Genomic DNA, 15,199 nt, shown 5'->3' with positions numbered 1-15,199 from the left:
GCATCCGCATTAGTTCGCGAGCCCTCGCCACATCTCGCGGTAACGCCGCGAGCTTGTGCACCTGCCGCTGCGCGACACACTCACCGTCGCCCTCTGCGGAATCCGCGACCACCACGGCATCGCGACGAAACTGGCCGCCACCTTCGCGGGCATCCACGCCCCTGCGCGTGACCACCCGTCGTCTCGGCGACAAAACTGGCCATCACTTTCGCAGGCATCCACGCCCCGCGCATAACCACCCGCCGCCTCGGCGACAAACTTGCCGTCGACTTCGCGGCAGCAGCGACCACCGCTACCGCGGCGACTAGGCGGGCTAGGCGGGCTAAACTCGCCGTCACCTTCGCAGGCATGCGCGCCCCGCGCATGACCGCCCACCGCCTCAACGGCAAGTTCGCCGCACCCCGCAGCATCCACATGCATCTGCGCATCTCACCCACTCTGCGCACTGGATAAGCGATCACCAGGTACTGATGGTGGAAGCCTCTCGGGTGGGTTCAAGGGGTCGATGCCGCCACCATTACCTGGTGATCAACCGGCCAACACCGCGAGATTCGACGCGTGTTCAGCGAGCCATCGATAGCCTGCGCGCCCAATCGTGAAACTCCCGTTCCTCTTCGGTGCGCGGAGGAATACCGAGCCCACTACGCTCCAGGATCACAAGAGATGGCGCCAAGACACCCCCAATCAACGCCTCGAGTACGTGGTGGCTACTCGTGAAATACGTTTCGTGCATCAAATTCACGAGCTCGCCGAAAACCTCGATATCGATGTTACACATATCGGACGCCACCGCACTGAGCCCAGCAGGCATCCCCAAAACTGACGCGACCTCCCGGAGCATCCGCACGTACAGGTCTCCAACCCGCAACGACGGACTCCAGACCGTCTCATCACCAATCTCGAAAACGTAGCTCACTGGAAAAACCGCCGAGGCGACGAGATCAACCAGGAATTGCCGGAGGCGACTTCGTCCGTTACTCCCGAATCAGCCCCATGAGCGGATGCGCAACTAGCGGGTGAAAACTCAGGCATCCACACGAGCGATGAACTCCGGGTCGACGTTGCTGCGAATCCGCACACTCCCCCAGTCACCGATCACCGAATACACCCCATCCCGACTTGCCAATGAGTCGATGTTACCCAAGTCCTTGGCGCCAGTAGCATCCACGTACCGCTGAAAGGACCGGTCAAGCCACTCGACCCCCTGCACATCACAAAACACAAGGTCGCCGCAGAGGTAGGCATGTTTCTCGCCGGACGCAGGCGCTCTATAGCAGGGATGTACGGGTGTCAGTACGGCTTCCAGCACGAACTGGACCTCGGATCGACTCTCGAGGATATCGATCACGTAGCTGTCTTCAAGATAAATACCAGACAGACTCGGAAAATCCGTGTAATCCCGCATCAAAGACTTACCTATCCGTAGTCATACCGACAGCAGGGCGTCGACAATTCGCACGGGATAGACTTCGATCGTCAACTCCCCCGCCAAGCCAGGTCCCCTCGTCGAGATCCTGATTGTACCTCCGTTTTCCACCGCAATACGGTTCACGTGCTCTCGAAAGAGATCGACACAAACTGCCGAATCTCGAATCCACTTGACCCGGGCCGATCTCGCAACCACATCGTAGGAAAGCTCCAGCTCGTTCTGGCTGTCGATATCAATGCCGACTACGAAACATGCGACCTCACCTGGGACAGGCCTATGCTCTGCACCGAATGCCAGGAGGAAGTCCGACTCTGCCGGCTGAACGAACTCACTGTCAGACATCCATTTCCTCCTCCGTACTGGCTTATGAACTGTACTGTGTCTGCGCGCCGCGTAGGTTCTGCTGTATTTCGAATGCGATCCCCTGGCCCGGCTCAGATTGGGTGTTCGAAGTGGTGGGCGGAGATCTGGAAGTGGTTTCGCATGTAGAGGCGGTGGGCCGCGGAACGGGTCGGGCCGACACCGGAGTCGAGATGCACGCCCTCGCAGTTCAGACGGCGAGCTTCCTCGACGACCCACTGGATCAGCAGGTCGGCGTAACCGTGGCCGCGTGACTCGGGAAGAGTCGAAACGTCATCGACGTAGAGATGCTGCCCCCACGCTGATGACCAGGCGGGACGAAAGCCGACCACCGATGCCGCCTCACCCGCTTCCGACTCGAAGAGACCGACGAGCCGATAGCCCCCAGGCCGCAGGCGGGTATCAATCAGCTCCACCACCGCTTGGCGCGTCTCCCAACGCGGACGAAGCGCCAGCATCGCCGCCGACGCAAGTTCTGTCTGCCCTACCTGAATCTCGTGTATGTCAGCCACCGGATCGACCGTAGTCACCCCCATGATCTGTGCAGATAGCCAATTCGCACCCGATTCGCTGGTCCACTCCCGTCGGCAGGCAGGATGTTGAGCCGAGACAACTCGGCTGGACCTCACGCCGTAGGAGAGCAATTGAACTACCTGGAAGCCTATGACAAGAAGACTGGAATCCTGGTTGTCGAGTATCCGCTACACAACGTAGAACTCACGGCACTGAAGAAGATGCTCGGCATCGACGAAGGTATCGAAATATACGGCTGCGACGTCTCTCCGACGCAGGCAGCGACACTCGGCGAATACATCAATAAGCCGTTCCAGGTCGACGAAACGTGCGACTACCAGATCGGTTTCCATCGAGAATAGAAACTATGGATCACCTTGACCTTGGTCATCCCATAAAATCCTTGGGCCAGGCTCAACCATTACGTAGACTCTTCTGCAATTCGAATGCCTGTCGCAGGAACTCCAGGAACGAGCTTGCCAGCCGTTGAATTTCGGGATGCCCCTCCTGATATACATACACCGCTTCCGCGTTCCGCTCGAAGAAGTACACTTTATAGCCCTGGTGATGCCCGAAGAAAAAACGATCACTCAACGACAAATCTTCGCCCGGCCCGCTACTTATATCCGCTGCCGCTTCGTTTGCCTCGAGCAGTGACGGGTAGAACAGATCGGTACCGACAAAAAACGTACCAGCAGCTTTGCCCAGCACCGCCAGAAACGCGAGGTACTCGTCAGGAACCGGAAACGAATCCGGAGCCGTGGCAACAACTTCGGCGACCTCATCGGCCGTGCAACCCGCTATCTCGCCAGCCTTTGCGAAGCCTGACTCCACGAGGTCCTGACACAAAGCCCTCATGGCCGCTTCACCTTCTTCGCTAGCCATACGTCACATTCACCTCCACTCCCGGAAATCTCTGCTTGAACTGCTCGATCACATTTGTACAAGCGTCACAAGGTGCCCGCTCGGTATACAGATCGATACTTCCTTTCGAATCAGGGCGGAGGTTCTGCGCAAGATTATCCAAAATCTTGAACTCGGAATCAGCTGATCGGACTACCGACCCATCAACAGATTCAGGCCGAAGGATCGGATTACCGGGTGTCTCAACAGTACCCGACGGAGTTCGCGCCCCACTCACTGCATCGAGAGAAATGTTCTGCCCGTCGATCTGCCCTCGGGCGACAGCAACATTTCTAGAATTTGCGACCGCCTCACCATTCGCGGCTAGCCTGGCCCGCAGGTCATTTGCCGCTTGACTGCCGTCGAACTCCGGACTGTTCGTCAAACTTGGCTCGCGCTTGCTGTGGCCATCTTTGCTGGCACGCAGTCGCTCACGCAAGTCCTTGACTGCTTGCTTCCCCTTCGCGAGCACGGTCTTCGCGTCGTCTGCTAGGCCTTTGAGCTGGAGGGCTTTGCGTGCTCGCCAGGCGGTGACGGCGGCTTTGATTTTTATGGACCAGCGGCGGGCCGACTCTACGGCTTTTGCGCCGGCGATCAGGCCACCGACGCCGGTTAGGCAGGTGGCGATGACGGTGATCGCCATGTCGATCGCGGCTTCTTGGATGATGGCGTCGATGAAGCCTTTGATCTCATTGCGGAGTTCTTCGATCGACTCCTTGTAGTCGAGGCAGGTCTTGCTGATCGCCTTGCACGTGTCGAGTAGCGCGCCGATGGAGGTTTCGAGAGTCTTCAGATCCTCCCGGACCTGGACGGCGTCCTGCGAGGTCACACCATCGAAAAGGCTTGCGGCGATGGTGATTTTGTCTTTGGCGTTGGTGTTCTGGTAGATCCTGCCAAGGCGATCCCAGGCGTCGGCCGCCTTGGCCAAAGTGTCGGTGTTGCCGTCCGGGAGTGGGCAGTTGATGGCGTCGAGCACTTCTACGGACGCCTTCAAGAGACCTTGCGGGGCGCCACCGGCGGCTGACGCAGGAAGCGCGTACGGGCCGAACGTCACTGTCGAGGCCTGGTCCTGCGACCTGTCCGGTTGTGCTGTTCCTTTGAGCGCGGCATCGGATTTCGCGTGCTCGAACCCGAGATCATTGAGAGCCGTGCCGTATGCGCGGAGCGTCGCAAAGGTTTGATCGAAGAACGCTACGGCGTCGCGGGCAGATTCGTCGTACGAGGTCCCCCACGCGCGACCGTCCTCGTCCCGCCCTGCCATATGACCGCAGCTGTTCAGCTCGCCGAATACATACTTGAAGCTGTCGTTCAGCGCGGCGGCAGCGTCGAAGCAGTTGGTGGCGGCCTGGTAGTAGACCTTGGGATCCACCTCCAGCTTCTCGGTCATATGCCGAGAATTCGTCGGGTCTGAGTGGCGGCGTTCGTGTAGCTCTCATGGGCCGTCTTCAGGGCGGATTCGAGAGCGGCGAGCCCGTCCTGCATGTCGGTGACGCCCGCGACCCACTCGCGGTGCGCGTCGGTGTAGGCCACGGCCGCGCTGCCAACCCAAACGCCTTCGACCTCTTTGGCTTTCGCCTCGAGCTCCGCCAGGCGATCGGTGACTGCCGCCTTATAGCCGCGCATCCGCGCCGCGAGCTCTTCGAGTTTGCCGAGTTCGACCGAGAAGGCCGGCGTATCAGCGCCCATGGGACTCACCCGGGCTCACGGCAGATCCAAAGAGCTGACGCCGGCTGCGAACGACTGATCGGTCGCGCGAAGGGTATCCGCGGTCACTCCCAGCTTCTCGGCGAGCTCGAACAGGGCATCCCACACCTGGTCCGCGCCCTCGTGAAACTCGTCCCAAGCAGCGGTGAAAGCGCCGGCGTTGTTACCCGCCCAGCTATCGATCGTGGCTTTCGTGTCGGTGACCAGCGACGAATACCCAGCCTGCAGTTCGTCCGCGATCTGATACGCCATACGCCCTAGTGCCTTCACCTCTTCAGGCTCGACCGACAGTGCAGCTGGATCTGTCATGCCTGGTGCGCTCCTCTCGTCGGTGGCTCAGGGGGCATTCTGTACCTACTATGACGCGCCAGCGGCGCCACTGGTTCCAAGAGAATCGGACGTCGTGAAACCTCGGCGGCGTAGGGCTGCCGCCTACCGTCTTCCTCCTCCTGGCCTGGTCAGACGCGACTACCATGAGCTCATGGCGAGCCCGCGCACCGAACGGCCTGACCTCCCTGAACGCATGACCTGGGAGGAGCTCGAACAACTCCCCGAAGAGATCGCTCGGCAGATCGAGCTGTGGGATGGGCGGGTGGTTTGGGTGCGGCGGGGACCGGCCGAGCACCAGGAGTTCACCAATCTGCTGTGGAGCGGTCTACGGCGCTGCGCCAAGGAGGACATGGGTGCGAATCCGCAGCGGTGCTGGCGGGTTCATACCGAAACGAATATCTTCTTCGGCATCTCCGGGAAGTCCGACTTCGTCACACCGGACTTCTTGGTACATCGGTGCCTGCCCGCCCCTTATCAGGATGTCCGCGCCGACGATGTCCTCTTGGCGGGAGAAGTACTTTCACCGTCGAATACACAGACCGATATCGACGAGAAGAAGGCGCGGTACGCGAAGGCGGGCATCCCCTGGTACTGGGAGGTGACTCTGGAGCGCGAGAAGAGTGCGATCGCCATGATTCGAGCATTCGCTTTGGCGACAAATCCCGGTGACCTCCCGGAGGGTGTCCATCCGCTGTATCCCGCCAACTATCTCCTCACCGGCAAATGGACCCCGAAGGATTCCGACGCGATCACCGCCGACTACCCCTTCCCTATCCGCATCTCCTGGTCCGAACTCGAGTTCTGAACTCAGGCAACGCTTCTGGAGACGCCGAAAGGCACGGTCTGGGGAGACCGTGCCTTTGCGGGTGTTCAGTTGGGTGCGCTCACGTGGAGCGCGGGCTCACCAGGAGCTCTTGTGCACGCCCGGGAGTTCACCGCGGTGCGCCATTTCGCGCAGGCACACGCGGCAGAGGCCGAACTTGCGGTAGACCGCGTGCGGGCGGCCGCACCGCTGGCAGCGGGTGTACGCGCGGACCGCGAACTTCGGCTTGGCGTTGGCCTTGTTGACCAGTGCTTTCTTAGCCATGGGCTCAGTTCTCCTTGAACGGGAAGCCGAGGTGCTTGAGCAGCGCGCGGCCTTCTTCGTTGTTGGTCGCGGTGGTCACCACGGTGATGTCCATGCCGCGCGGGCGGTCGATGGAGTCCACGTCGATCTCGTGGAACATCGACTGCTCGCTCAGGCCGAACGTGTAGTTGCCGTTGCCGTCGAACTGCTTCGGCGACAGGCCGCGGAAGTCGCGGATACGCGGCAGCGCGATGGAGACCAGGCGATCCAGGAACTCCCACATGCGGTCGCCGCGCAGGGTGACCTTCGCGCCGATCGGCATGCCTTCACGCAGCTTGAACTGCGCGATCGACTTGGTGGCCTTGCGGATCTCGGGCTTCTGGCCGGTGATCAGCTCGAGGTCCTTGACCGCGCCGTTGATCAGCTTCGCGTCGCGGGCGGCGTCGCCGACACCCATGTTCACGACGACCTTGACGACGCCCGGGATCTGCATCACGTTGGCGTAGTCGAACTCGCTGTTCAGCGCGTCCTTGATCTCCGCGCGGTAGCGCTGCTTCAGCCGGGGCTGAACCTTGTTCTCAGTTGTCGTCATGTCAGATGTCCTTCCCGTTGTTACGGGAGATCCGGACCCGCTTGCCGCTCTCTTCGTCGGTCCGGTAGCCGACGCGGGTCGGCTTGCCATCGGAATCGACGACCATCACGTTGGAAACGTGGATCGGGGCTTCCTGGGTCACGATGCCGCCCGAGGAGGCGCCGCGCTGGTTGGCGGAGTTCGCGACGTGCTTCTTGATCCGGTTCACGCCCTCGACGAGGACCCGGTTCTGCGTCGGGTAGGCCTGGATGACCTTGCCCTTCGCGCCCTTGTCCTTACCCGAGATGACGAGCACGGTGTCGCCCTTGTGCACCTTCATGGTCAGAGCACCTCCGGCGCCAGCGAGACGATCTTCATGAACTTCTTGTCGCGCAGCTCGCGGCCGACCGGGCCGAAGATGCGGGTACCACGCGGGTCGTTGTCCGCCTTGATCAGCACGGCCGCGTTCTCGTCGAACTTGATGTACGAGCCATCCGGACGACGACGCTCCTTGACGGTGCGCACGACGACGGCCTTGACCACGTCACCCCGCTTGACGTTGCCGCCGGGGATGGCGTCTTTCACGGTGGCGACGATGATGTCGCCGATACCGGCATAGCGACGCGACGAACCACCGAGAACGCGGATGCAAAGGATTTCCTTCGCGCCCGTGTTGTCGGCGACGCGCAGTCGCGACTCCTGCTGAATCACTTCAGCCTCCTTGACCTGGATGTATACGCACGCCGGATTGCCGACCCGACGGGCATGGTCCGTTGCCCTCCGGACGCGCGCCTGCCAGCGGTTTCGATGGATCTTGCGACCCGACCACTGGGGGTTCACTGCCGGATTGCGGGCATAGCTCCCGCAGGCAACCGGTCTAGTGTAGGCGGCCGCGCAGGTCCGGCCCAAATCGGGGTCGCAGATCACGCCGCGCAGCCTGTCCGGGCACCTGGGCGAGTCACGATCCGCGGCTACCCTCGAACCGAGCAAGATCAAGAAGGAGACGCACCATTCGGCTCGACCGTACCGAAAGAGGATGCCCTTGAACTCGCCTGCTCGCCCGCGCCGCATCGATCGCCGCGTTTTCCTCGCCGCCCTGGGCGCGATACCCGCCGTCGCGGCGCTGACCGCGTGCACCCAGCGGTCGCAGGGATCGAACGTCGAACTCACCGGCGTCGACCTGGCCGGCGCGGATCCGGCGATCCGCGCGCAGGACGATCTCTACCGCAACGTGAACGGCCTCTGGTTGCAGCAGTACCAATTGCCGCCGGACAAGTCGTCGTTCGGCGCGTTCGACGAGGCGAACGATCGCACCGAGCAGCAGTTGCGCGGCATCGTCGAGGGCATCGCCGATCCGCGTTCGGGCTCCACCGAACAGCAGGTCCGCGATCTCTACGACGCCAGGCTCGATCGCGCCGAGATCGAGCGCCTCGGCACGGCGCCGATCGCCGACCTGCTCGCCGCGATCGAGGGGGCGGCGACCAAGCCGGACCTGGCCCGGGTGATGGGCGCGCTGCCGATCGACGGACTGATCGGCTTGCAGGTCGTAGTCGATCAGAAGAACTCTGGCGCCTATATCGCTCAGCTGAGTCAGTCCGGTATCGACGGCAATCTGGACGAGCAGTACTACCGCAAGCCCGAGTACGCCGCGCAGATGGCGGCGTACCGGACCTATCTGGAACGCGTCGCGTCCGGCGCGGGTCTGGCCGATCCCGCGGGTACCGCACAACGGGTGTTCGACCTGGAGACCAGAATCGCCGCAGGCTATTGGGACGGTGTGCGCGACCGCGATCCCGACACCACCTACAACCTGCTCGGCTGGACCGAGATGACCGGTCTCGCACCGCAATTCGATTGGGATCCGTGGCTGGCGGGCAACACCGACCGGCCGAAGCAGCTGTTCGACAAGGTGGTGGTCCGGCAGCCGTCGTTCATCACCGCGGCGGGCCGGTTGTGGGCGGAGGTCGATATCGCGCAGTGGCGGGAGTATCTGCGCGTGAGTGTGGTCAAGGAATTTGCGCAGTACCTGCCCAAGGCGGTCGCGGACCCGGCCTTCGAATTCACCGGCAAGGCATTGCAGGGCCTGGATCAACGCCCCGAGCCGTGGCGCGAGGGACTCGCCACGGTCAACCGGTATCTCGGCGAGCCGTTCGGCAAACTGTATGTGGCCGAGCACTTTCCGGCGGCGGCGAAAGACCGCGCCAAGGCGTTGGTCGCCGATCTGATGGACGCGTATCGGCAGAACTTCACCGATTCCGAGTGGATGTCGCCGCAGACGAAGCAGGCCGCAATCGCCAAGCTGGACAAGATAGTCGCCAAGATCGGCTACCCGGATCGCTGGATCGACTATGCCGAATTGCGCATCACCAAGGGCAAGTTGATCGAATCCATCAGGGCCGCACACACTTTCGAGGTCAAACGCGCGTTCGCCAAACTCGGCACCCCGGTGGACAAGACGGAATGGGGCTTCCCGCCGCAGACGGTGAACGCTATGTACGACCCGAACGCCAACCAGAGCACCTTCCCCGCCGCGATCCTGCAATCGCCGTTCTTCGACGCCGACGCGGTCGCCGCGGTCAACTTCGGTGGTATCGGCGCGGTGATCGGCCACGAGATCGGGCACGGCTTCGACGATCAGGGCGCCAAATACGACGGCGACGGCAACCGGCGCGACTGGTGGACCGCCGAGGACACGGCGAAGTTCGAGGCCAAGACCCGGCAGCTGATCGGTCAGTACGACGCGCTGGTGCCGCAGGGCCTCGACGCGGGCAAGCACGTCAACGGCGCGCTGACGGTCGGCGAGAACCTGGCCGACCTGCGCGGATTGCAGATCGCACTGGCCGCGTATCGCGCCGCGGCCCGGCGCGACGGCAAGGAGCCCGACGTCAAGACGATGTTCCTGTCCTGGGCCCGGATCTGGCGGCAGCGCGCGACCAAGCAGTACCAGGAGATACTGCTCGTCAAGGACGTGCACGCGCCCAACGAGTTCCGCGCCAACCAGGTGGTCCGCAATATCGCGGAGTTCTACACCACCTTCGGCGTCACCGAGAGCGACAAGCTGTTCCTGGCGCCGGACCAACGCGTCAGCCTCTGAGATGGAAGGCCGGGTGGCGCCCGAGGCAGGTAGCCTCGGGCGAACAAGTTGGGCCTGACGAGGATGCGGCGGGCCGCATCGGGAGAGGAATCCTCGTGACACGTCTCGGACAGCTGGACCGCCGTGCGTTCCTGATCGCGCTCGGCCTGGTGCCGGCCGCGGCCGCGTTGGCTTCCTGCTCGAGCGACTCCACGCAGACGAGCAAGACGCTCACCGGGGTCGACCTGGGTGGCGCGGACGAGGCGATCCGGCCGCAGGACGACCTGTACCGGCACGTCAACGGGAAGTGGCTGCGCGAGTACCAGCTGCCGCCGGACAAGCCCGCCTTCGGTTCGACGAGCGAGGCCGCCGAGCGCACCGAACAGCAGTTGCGCGAGATCATCGACGGCATCTCCGATCCGAAGCAGGGTTCGGAGGAGCAGCAGATCCGCGATCTGTACGACGCGCGGGTGGACTGGGACGAGATCGAACGGCTCGGCATGAGCCCGCTGGCTGAGCTGTTCGACAAGGTCGACAAGGCGGCGACGAAGGCCGATCTGGCCAAGGTGATGGCGGAGTTGCCGATCAGCGGGTTGATCGGCATCGGGATCAGCATCGACCGGAAGAACTCGAACGCCTACGTGCCCTCGGTCGGGCAGTCCGGTCTCGGCCTCGGTGAGCAGTATTTCCGCAAGCCCGAGCATGCCGAGGTGCTCGCGCAGTACCGGGTGTTCCTCGAACGTATCTGTGCGGGAGCGGGTTTCCCCGATCCGGCGGGTATGGCGCAGCGGGTGTTCGATCTGGAGAAGCGCATCGCGCCCGCGCACTGGGACAACGTGCGCAACCGCGATGCCGACGCCACCTACAACGTGTTCAGTTGGTCCGAGATGACCGCTCTTGCACCGGGTTTCGACTGGGATCCGTGGATGGCCGGGAACACCGACCGGCCGCGTGAGCTGTTCGCGACGATGATCGTCGCCCAGCCGTCGTTCATCACGGCCGCGGGACAGCTGTGGACCGAGGTCGACATCCCCACCTGGCGTGACTTCTTGAAGCTGAGCGTGCTCCGCAATTACGCGCCGTATCTGCCGAAGGCCGTGAACGACGCGAACTTCGAGTTCAAGGGCAAGGTGCTCAACGGTCAGGACGAGCGGCCGGAGCGCTGGAAGTACGGCGTCGGGATCGTCAACGAACATCTCGGCGAGCAGCTCGGTAAAGTGTATGTGGACAAGCACTTTCCGCCCGAGGCGAAGCAGCGCGCGAAGGAAATGCTCGACGACGTGATCGCCGCGTACCGGGACAATTTCACCAACTCCTCGTGGATGTCGCCGGAGACCAGGAAGGCGTCGCTGGCGAAGCTGGACAAGATCGATCCCAAGATCGGTTATCCGGACAAGTGGGTCGACTACTCGCAGCTGAAGATCACCAAGGGCAAGCTGATCGAATCACTGCTCGCCATCAACACTTTCGAGAGCAAGCGCGCGTTCGCCCGGCTCGGTGGCCCGGTCGACAAGACCGAGTGGGGCATGTCGCCGCAGACGGTGAACGCCTACTACCAGGCGACCTCGAACCAGATCGTGTTCCCCGCCGCTTATCTGCAGCCGCCGTTCTTCGACAAGGACGCGCAGTCGGCGGTCAATTTCGGTGCGGTGGGCGCGACGATCGGTCACGAGATCGGTCACGGATTCGACGATCAGGGCTCGAAATACGACGGCGACGGCAACCGGCGCGACTGGTGGACGCCGGAGGACCGGGCGAAGTTCGACGCCAAGAGTAAACAGCTCATCGATCAGTACAACGCCCTGGTGCCCGAGGGCCTGGACCCGAGCCAGCACATCAACGGGGAGCTCACCGTCGGTGAGAACCTCGCCGACCTGCGCGGACTGCAGATCACGTTGGCCGCCTTCCGCATTTCGGAGAAACGGCGCGGGGTCGAGAATCCCGACTATCGGTCCATGTTCCTGTCCTGGGCCCGCAGCTGGCGGGAAAAGCAGACCAAGGAGCTGACGATCCGGTACCTGGCCACCGACACCCACTCCCCCGCCGAATTCCGCTGCAATCAGGTCGTGCGCAACCTGGCGGAGTTCTACACTGCCTTCGACGTGAAAGAGACTGACAAACTGTTCCTGCCCGCGGACCAGCGCGTCACCTTCTGAGCCCCGCCGGCCCGGGATGCGGCAGCCATTTCACGGGCTTGCCGAGGCCCGCCGTTCGGATGCGTGTGCGTCGCGCGCCCGCGGCCACGCGCGGGACAGCGCGAGCATGTTCGCGAGATTGCCGGCGCGATCATCGGCAGGCGGCAGAATGGGCGGGCCGGGAACGTGATTCGTGCCCGGCGCTCCCCGGCGTTTCAGGTCCACCGCCGCGGCGATTCGCATCGCGTAGCCGTGCATGGGGTCCGAATGGCCCGAATCGGCCTCTGGGGCAAAATATTTCAAATGCAGGAGGGCATCGCCGATCTCGATGGTCATCCGGTACAGCCGGGACGCGGAGTCCTGCTGGTCGAAACCCGCCGCGTGCAGCACCACCTCGGGCACCGCCGTCGTGAGGTCCTGCCACAGGGGTCGGAGCCGACGGCAGTGGCGGCCGGCCCGGTCCCACTCGGCCCGGCGCAGCAGCGCGTGGATCAAGGGGATCGCGACCAGCGAGATCAGCGAGAGTGCCGCTAAGAAAGTGCCGATCACCAGTAGTGGTCGCGGCGCGCCCGACGACGTGCCCGCCGCGGCTCGCAGCGCCGAATCGAGTGACGTGCCGATGCAGTACGCGCCGAAGGTCAGCAACGCCAGGTAGGTCAGCTTCTCGTGCCGGGCTGGACCACCGCTGCGGAGTTCCCGCAGGCAGGCGCGCACCAGCAGCAGACCGATCCCCGCCACGGCCACACCGACCACCGCCCACAGCGCACCCTCCCAGTCGAGCGTGCGATGCAGCGGCACCCCTGCTGCCTCGACCGCCGCGCAGGCCAGCCAGACGATCCCGGCAAGCGCCGCACAGGCGTTGTATTTACGCTGCCGGCTCCGCACCGTGCGCGGGTCGGCACCGTTGAGCAGCATCGTGAACCCGAAGCAATAGGACAGGCCCAGCATGCCCACGGCGAAGAACACCCGCTGGCCGAACTCCGGGTAGCCGAGCGCGGCGGCCGACACGTACCCGAGCAGCGATCCGAGATCCCAACTCAGCGCATGGTTTATCAAACGATCGGCGATCGTGTCGTGCACGAGCACCCATCGGCCGCCGACCACCAGCGCACCCAGCACGACGACGATCGCGATGAATGCGGGTGGTGCGGAGTCCATCGGTGACCAGCCTAGATTCCGCAGGCCGCACCGACCACCGGAATCCGCTGTGCCACATCCCCGTCGGCGCTGCGTCGGCGACCGCTCTCACCGTGCGGCGACCGGAACCTGTTCGGCCAGTTCGTCGGCTTCGGCGAGTTCGGCCTGTTCGTCGTGCACGTACTTGTTGCCTGCGAAGTACGAGGCCACGGCGGCCAGGAGCATCATGACGGCGGCTGCCACGAACACGACGACGAGGCCGGTGTGGAACGGGCCGGTCAGCAGGTTGGGGAAGAATTCCTGACCGGTCAGGGTGTCGGAGTTGACGCCGGGTTTGGCCAATTCGCCGGTGGGACCGAGCAATTCCTGGATCGGGTTGAAGCCGAGGAACGCGGCGAACATGCTGGCGACCGGCGGCATCCCGGCGACCTCGGCGGCGGCGCTCGCGGACACGCCCTGCGCGCGCAGGCCGGTGTCCAGCGCCGAAGGCAGGCTGGCGGCGAGGCCGACGACCATGAGCGAGAAGAAGATTCCCATCGACAGCGCGTTGCCGCCGTTGAACAGGGTGCCGCGCATACCGGAGGCGGCGCCGCGTTGCGCGGCGGGCACGCTGGACATGATGGCGGCGGTGTTGGGCGAGAAGAACAGTCCGCTGCCGATGCCGTTGAGCAGCACGATCAGGGCGAACAGCCAGTAGTCGAAGTCGACGGGAATGATCAGCAGCAGCAAGAATGTCGCGGCCGAGATCAGCGCGCCGCCGGTGGTGAACAGGCGGGAGCCGTAGCGGTCCGAGAGCCATCCCGAAATCGGCCCGGCCGCAAGGAATCCCACGGTCAGCGGCAACAGGTAGATGCCCGCCCACAGCGGTGTCGACTCGAAGCTGTAGCCGTGCAACGGCAACCAGATGCCCTGCAACCAGATGATCAGCATGAACTGCATGCCGCCGCGGCCGATGGACACCATCAGGTTGCTGAAGTTCCCCAGCCCGAAGGCCCGGTTGCGGAACAGGCCGAGGTGGAACATCGGATCGGCGACCTTGCTCTCCACCACACAGAACACGCCGAGCAGCACGAGGCCGCCGAGCACCGAGCCCAGCACCCACGGGCTGGACCACCCGGTCGCGTGACCGCCGTAGGGCTGGATGCCGTAGGTGATGCCGGTGAGCAGCGCGGTGAGACCGAGCCCGAAGGTGATCGTGCCCGCCCAGTCGACCTTGCCCGCCGAGCGGATGCCGACCTCGTGCAGCGAGCGGTAGGACCAGAACGCGCCGAGCACCGCGATCGGCACGCTGACCCAGAACACCGCGCGCCAATCCCATTCCGACAGCACGCCACCGATGAGCAGCCCGAGGAACGAACCCGCCACGGCCGCGACCATGTTGATGCCCAGCGCGGTGCCGCGCTGTTTAGCCGGGAAGGCGTCGGTGAGGATGGCCGCGGAGTTGGCGGTCAGCATCGCGCCGCCGATGCCCTGCACCACGCGCCAGATGATGATCCACATCGCGCCCGCGCCGCCGTGGAACGGATCGAAGGACAGGGCCAGCGCGCAGATCGCGAAGACGGCGAAACCCAGGTTGTACACCCGGACTCGGCCGAAGATGTCGCCGAGCCTGCCGAACATCACCACCAGCACGGCCGTCGCGAGCAGATAGCCCATCAGCATCCACAGCAGGTAGCCGACGTTGCCGGCTTCCAGCGGGTTCAGGCCGACGCCGCGGAAGATCGCGGGCAGCGAGATCAGCACGATGGACGAGTTGATCGCGGTGAGCAACACCCCGAGTGTGGTGTTGGTCAGCACGATCCACTTGTAGTGCGGATGGTCGCGGTCATAGCGCAGCCTGCGACGGATGGTGTTGACCTCGCCCAGATCGAGATCGGTGGATGGCATCGGCACGGCGTCCCCTAGCGAGTCGTTATCTCCGCAAACTATATAGTTAGCTGATCTAACTATCAAGATCGATCGGTGTGATTCACGGCTG

The 15,199-nt window shown here is 63.6% G+C and carries 18 protein-coding genes; 4 read left to right on the top strand and 14 right to left on the bottom strand.

Translation table 11 applies throughout. The features are described from left to right. Positions 1-562 precede the first annotated feature (562 nt). The 4 genes from O3I_RS04535 to O3I_RS04520 form a co-directional block, all read right to left on the bottom strand. Positions 563-916: a DUF6086 family protein gene (locus O3I_RS04535; protein ID WP_014981715.1), complete on the bottom strand. Its 354-nt coding sequence runs from the start codon at positions 914-916 to the stop codon at positions 563-565. A gap of 108 nt (positions 917-1,024) precedes the next feature. Beyond that, positions 1,025-1,405: a hypothetical protein gene (locus O3I_RS04530; RefSeq protein ID WP_014981714.1), complete on the bottom strand. Its 381-nt coding sequence runs from the start codon at positions 1,403-1,405 to the stop codon at positions 1,025-1,027. Positions 1,406-1,426: 21 nt separating this feature from the next. Beyond that, positions 1,427-1,771 (bottom strand): hypothetical protein, encoded by a 345-nt coding sequence (locus tag O3I_RS04525; RefSeq protein ID WP_014981713.1) that lies wholly within the window; start codon positions 1,769-1,771, stop codon positions 1,427-1,429. Between the two features lie 92 nt (positions 1,772-1,863). Next, positions 1,864-2,301, bottom strand: a complete 438-nt coding sequence (locus O3I_RS04520) for a GNAT family N-acetyltransferase (protein WP_141692265.1) — start codon at positions 2,299-2,301, stop codon at positions 1,864-1,866. A 132-nt stretch (positions 2,302-2,433) separates the two neighbouring features. Here O3I_RS04520 and O3I_RS04515 point away from each other — a divergent pair, with 132 nt between their 5' ends. Then, on the top strand, positions 2,434-2,664 hold the full coding sequence (locus tag O3I_RS04515; protein ID WP_014981711.1) for a DUF7683 domain-containing protein: 231 nt from the start codon (positions 2,434-2,436) through the stop codon (positions 2,662-2,664). A 52-nt stretch (positions 2,665-2,716) separates the two neighbouring features. Here the strand turns inward: O3I_RS04515 and O3I_RS04510 are convergent, their stop codons facing one another. From O3I_RS04510 to O3I_RS04500, 4 genes are read right to left on the bottom strand one after another with little or no spacing between them, the layout of a single operon-like run. After that, positions 2,717-3,187: an SMI1/KNR4 family protein gene (locus O3I_RS04510; protein WP_063632232.1), complete on the bottom strand. Its 471-nt coding sequence runs from the start codon at positions 3,185-3,187 to the stop codon at positions 2,717-2,719. Then, complete coding sequence (locus O3I_RS42380; protein WP_014981709.1) at positions 3,180-4,592, bottom strand: deaminase domain-containing protein; 1,413 nt, start codon at positions 4,590-4,592, stop codon at positions 3,180-3,182. Before O3I_RS42380 ends, O3I_RS04510 begins: the two co-directional genes overlap by 8 nt. Further along, positions 4,589-4,891, bottom strand: a complete 303-nt coding sequence (locus O3I_RS04505; RefSeq protein ID WP_014981708.1) for a WXG100 family type VII secretion target — start codon at positions 4,889-4,891, stop codon at positions 4,589-4,591. The genes O3I_RS42380 and O3I_RS04505 overlap by 4 nt, the downstream gene beginning before the upstream one ends. A gap of 15 nt (positions 4,892-4,906) precedes the next feature. Next, on the bottom strand, positions 4,907-5,218 hold the full coding sequence (locus O3I_RS04500) for a WXG100 family type VII secretion target (RefSeq protein ID WP_041562415.1): 312 nt from the start codon (positions 5,216-5,218) through the stop codon (positions 4,907-4,909). Between the two features lie 172 nt (positions 5,219-5,390). Between O3I_RS04500 and O3I_RS04495 the strand changes: the two genes are divergently transcribed. Further along, a complete protein-coding gene (locus O3I_RS04495; RefSeq protein WP_051066481.1) occupies positions 5,391-6,044 on the top strand; it encodes a Uma2 family endonuclease in 654 nt (217 codons plus the stop codon). A gap of 96 nt (positions 6,045-6,140) precedes the next feature. On the opposite strand, the gene O3I_RS04490 is transcribed toward O3I_RS04495, so the two are convergent. Genes O3I_RS04490 through rplN form a run of 4 tightly spaced genes read right to left on the bottom strand, consistent with a single transcriptional unit; the run spans position 6,141 to position 7,587 of the window. Then, the gene (locus tag O3I_RS04490) at positions 6,141-6,326 is read right to left on the bottom strand and encodes a type Z 30S ribosomal protein S14 (RefSeq protein WP_014981705.1); all 186 of its coding nucleotides are present in this window, start codon (positions 6,324-6,326) and stop codon (positions 6,141-6,143) included. Positions 6,327-6,330: 4 nt separating this feature from the next. Further along, the gene (gene rplE, locus O3I_RS04485) at positions 6,331-6,897 is read right to left on the bottom strand and encodes a 50S ribosomal protein L5 (RefSeq protein WP_014981704.1); all 567 of its coding nucleotides are present in this window, start codon (positions 6,895-6,897) and stop codon (positions 6,331-6,333) included. Position 6,898: 1 nt separating this feature from the next. Further along, positions 6,899-7,216 carry a 50S ribosomal protein L24 gene (gene rplX, locus O3I_RS04480; protein WP_014981703.1) on the bottom strand — a complete coding sequence of 106 codons (318 nt, stop codon included), beginning with the start codon at positions 7,214-7,216 and terminating at the stop codon, positions 6,899-6,901. A 2-nt stretch (positions 7,217-7,218) separates the two neighbouring features. Then, positions 7,219-7,587, bottom strand: a complete 369-nt coding sequence (rplN, locus tag O3I_RS04475; RefSeq protein WP_014981702.1) for a 50S ribosomal protein L14 — start codon at positions 7,585-7,587, stop codon at positions 7,219-7,221. Positions 7,588-7,912: 325 nt separating this feature from the next. Here rplN and O3I_RS04470 point away from each other — a divergent pair, with 325 nt between their 5' ends. Next, positions 7,913-9,970, top strand: coding sequence for a M13 family metallopeptidase (locus tag O3I_RS04470; RefSeq protein ID WP_014981701.1), 2,058 nt, complete (start codon positions 7,913-7,915; stop codon positions 9,968-9,970). Positions 9,971-10,065: 95 nt separating this feature from the next. Continuing rightward, positions 10,066-12,105 (top strand): M13 family metallopeptidase, encoded by a 2,040-nt coding sequence (locus O3I_RS04465; protein ID WP_014981700.1) that lies wholly within the window; start codon positions 10,066-10,068, stop codon positions 12,103-12,105. Positions 12,106-12,135: 30 nt separating this feature from the next. Here the strand turns inward: O3I_RS04465 and O3I_RS04460 are convergent, their stop codons facing one another. Together O3I_RS04460 and O3I_RS04455 are read right to left on the bottom strand one after the other, a co-directional pair. Beyond that, a complete protein-coding gene (locus O3I_RS04460; protein ID WP_014981699.1) occupies positions 12,136-13,242 on the bottom strand; it encodes an MAB_1171c family putative transporter in 1,107 nt (368 codons plus the stop codon). Positions 13,243-13,329: 87 nt separating this feature from the next. Then, positions 13,330-15,108 carry an MFS transporter gene (locus tag O3I_RS04455; RefSeq protein ID WP_041562414.1) on the bottom strand — a complete coding sequence of 593 codons (1,779 nt, stop codon included), beginning with the start codon at positions 15,106-15,108 and terminating at the stop codon, positions 13,330-13,332. Positions 15,109-15,199: the final 91 nt, after the last annotated feature.

It is taken from the genome of Nocardia brasiliensis ATCC 700358 (assembly GCF_000250675.2).
Classification (GTDB): domain Bacteria; phylum Actinomycetota; class Actinomycetes; order Mycobacteriales; family Mycobacteriaceae; genus Nocardia; species Nocardia brasiliensis_B.
Note: the sequence above shows the minus strand (reverse complement) of the source record. Positions and strands in the feature narration are given on the sequence as shown.

Excerpts from the sequence above, each read along its gene's own strand:
- O3I_RS04500 (WP_041562415.1), bottom strand. The coding sequence starts at position 5,218 with ATGACAGATCCAGCTGCACTGTCGGTCGAGCCTGAAGAGGTGAAGGCA.
- O3I_RS04505 (WP_014981708.1), bottom strand. The coding sequence starts at position 4,891 with ATGGGCGCTGATACGCCGGCCTTCTCGGTCGAACTCGGCAAACTCGAA.
- O3I_RS04530 (WP_014981714.1), bottom strand. The coding sequence starts at position 1,405 with ATGCGGGATTACACGGATTTTCCGAGTCTGTCTGGTATTTATCTTGAA.
- O3I_RS04470 (WP_014981701.1), top strand. The coding sequence starts at position 7,913 with ATGCCCTTGAACTCGCCTGCTCGCCCGCGCCGCATCGATCGCCGCGTT.
- rplE (WP_014981704.1), bottom strand. The coding sequence starts at position 6,897 with ATGACGACAACTGAGAACAAGGTTCAGCCCCGGCTGAAGCAGCGCTAC.
- O3I_RS04510 (WP_063632232.1), bottom strand. The coding sequence starts at position 3,187 with ATGGCTAGCGAAGAAGGTGAAGCGGCCATGAGGGCTTTGTGTCAGGAC.
- O3I_RS04525 (WP_014981713.1), bottom strand. The coding sequence starts at position 1,771 with ATGTCTGACAGTGAGTTCGTTCAGCCGGCAGAGTCGGACTTCCTCCTG.
- O3I_RS04460 (WP_014981699.1), bottom strand. The coding sequence starts at position 13,242 with ATGGACTCCGCACCACCCGCATTCATCGCGATCGTCGTCGTGCTGGGT.
- O3I_RS42380 (WP_014981709.1), bottom strand. The coding sequence starts at position 4,592 with ATGACCGAGAAGCTGGAGGTGGATCCCAAGGTCTACTACCAGGCCGCC.
- O3I_RS04455 (WP_041562414.1), bottom strand. The coding sequence starts at position 15,108 with ATGCCATCCACCGATCTCGATCTGGGCGAGGTCAACACCATCCGTCGC.
- O3I_RS04495 (WP_051066481.1), top strand. The coding sequence starts at position 5,391 with ATGGCGAGCCCGCGCACCGAACGGCCTGACCTCCCTGAACGCATGACC.
- O3I_RS04490 (WP_014981705.1), bottom strand. The coding sequence starts at position 6,326 with ATGGCTAAGAAAGCACTGGTCAACAAGGCCAACGCCAAGCCGAAGTTC.
- rplX (WP_014981703.1), bottom strand. The coding sequence starts at position 7,216 with ATGAAGGTGCACAAGGGCGACACCGTGCTCGTCATCTCGGGTAAGGAC.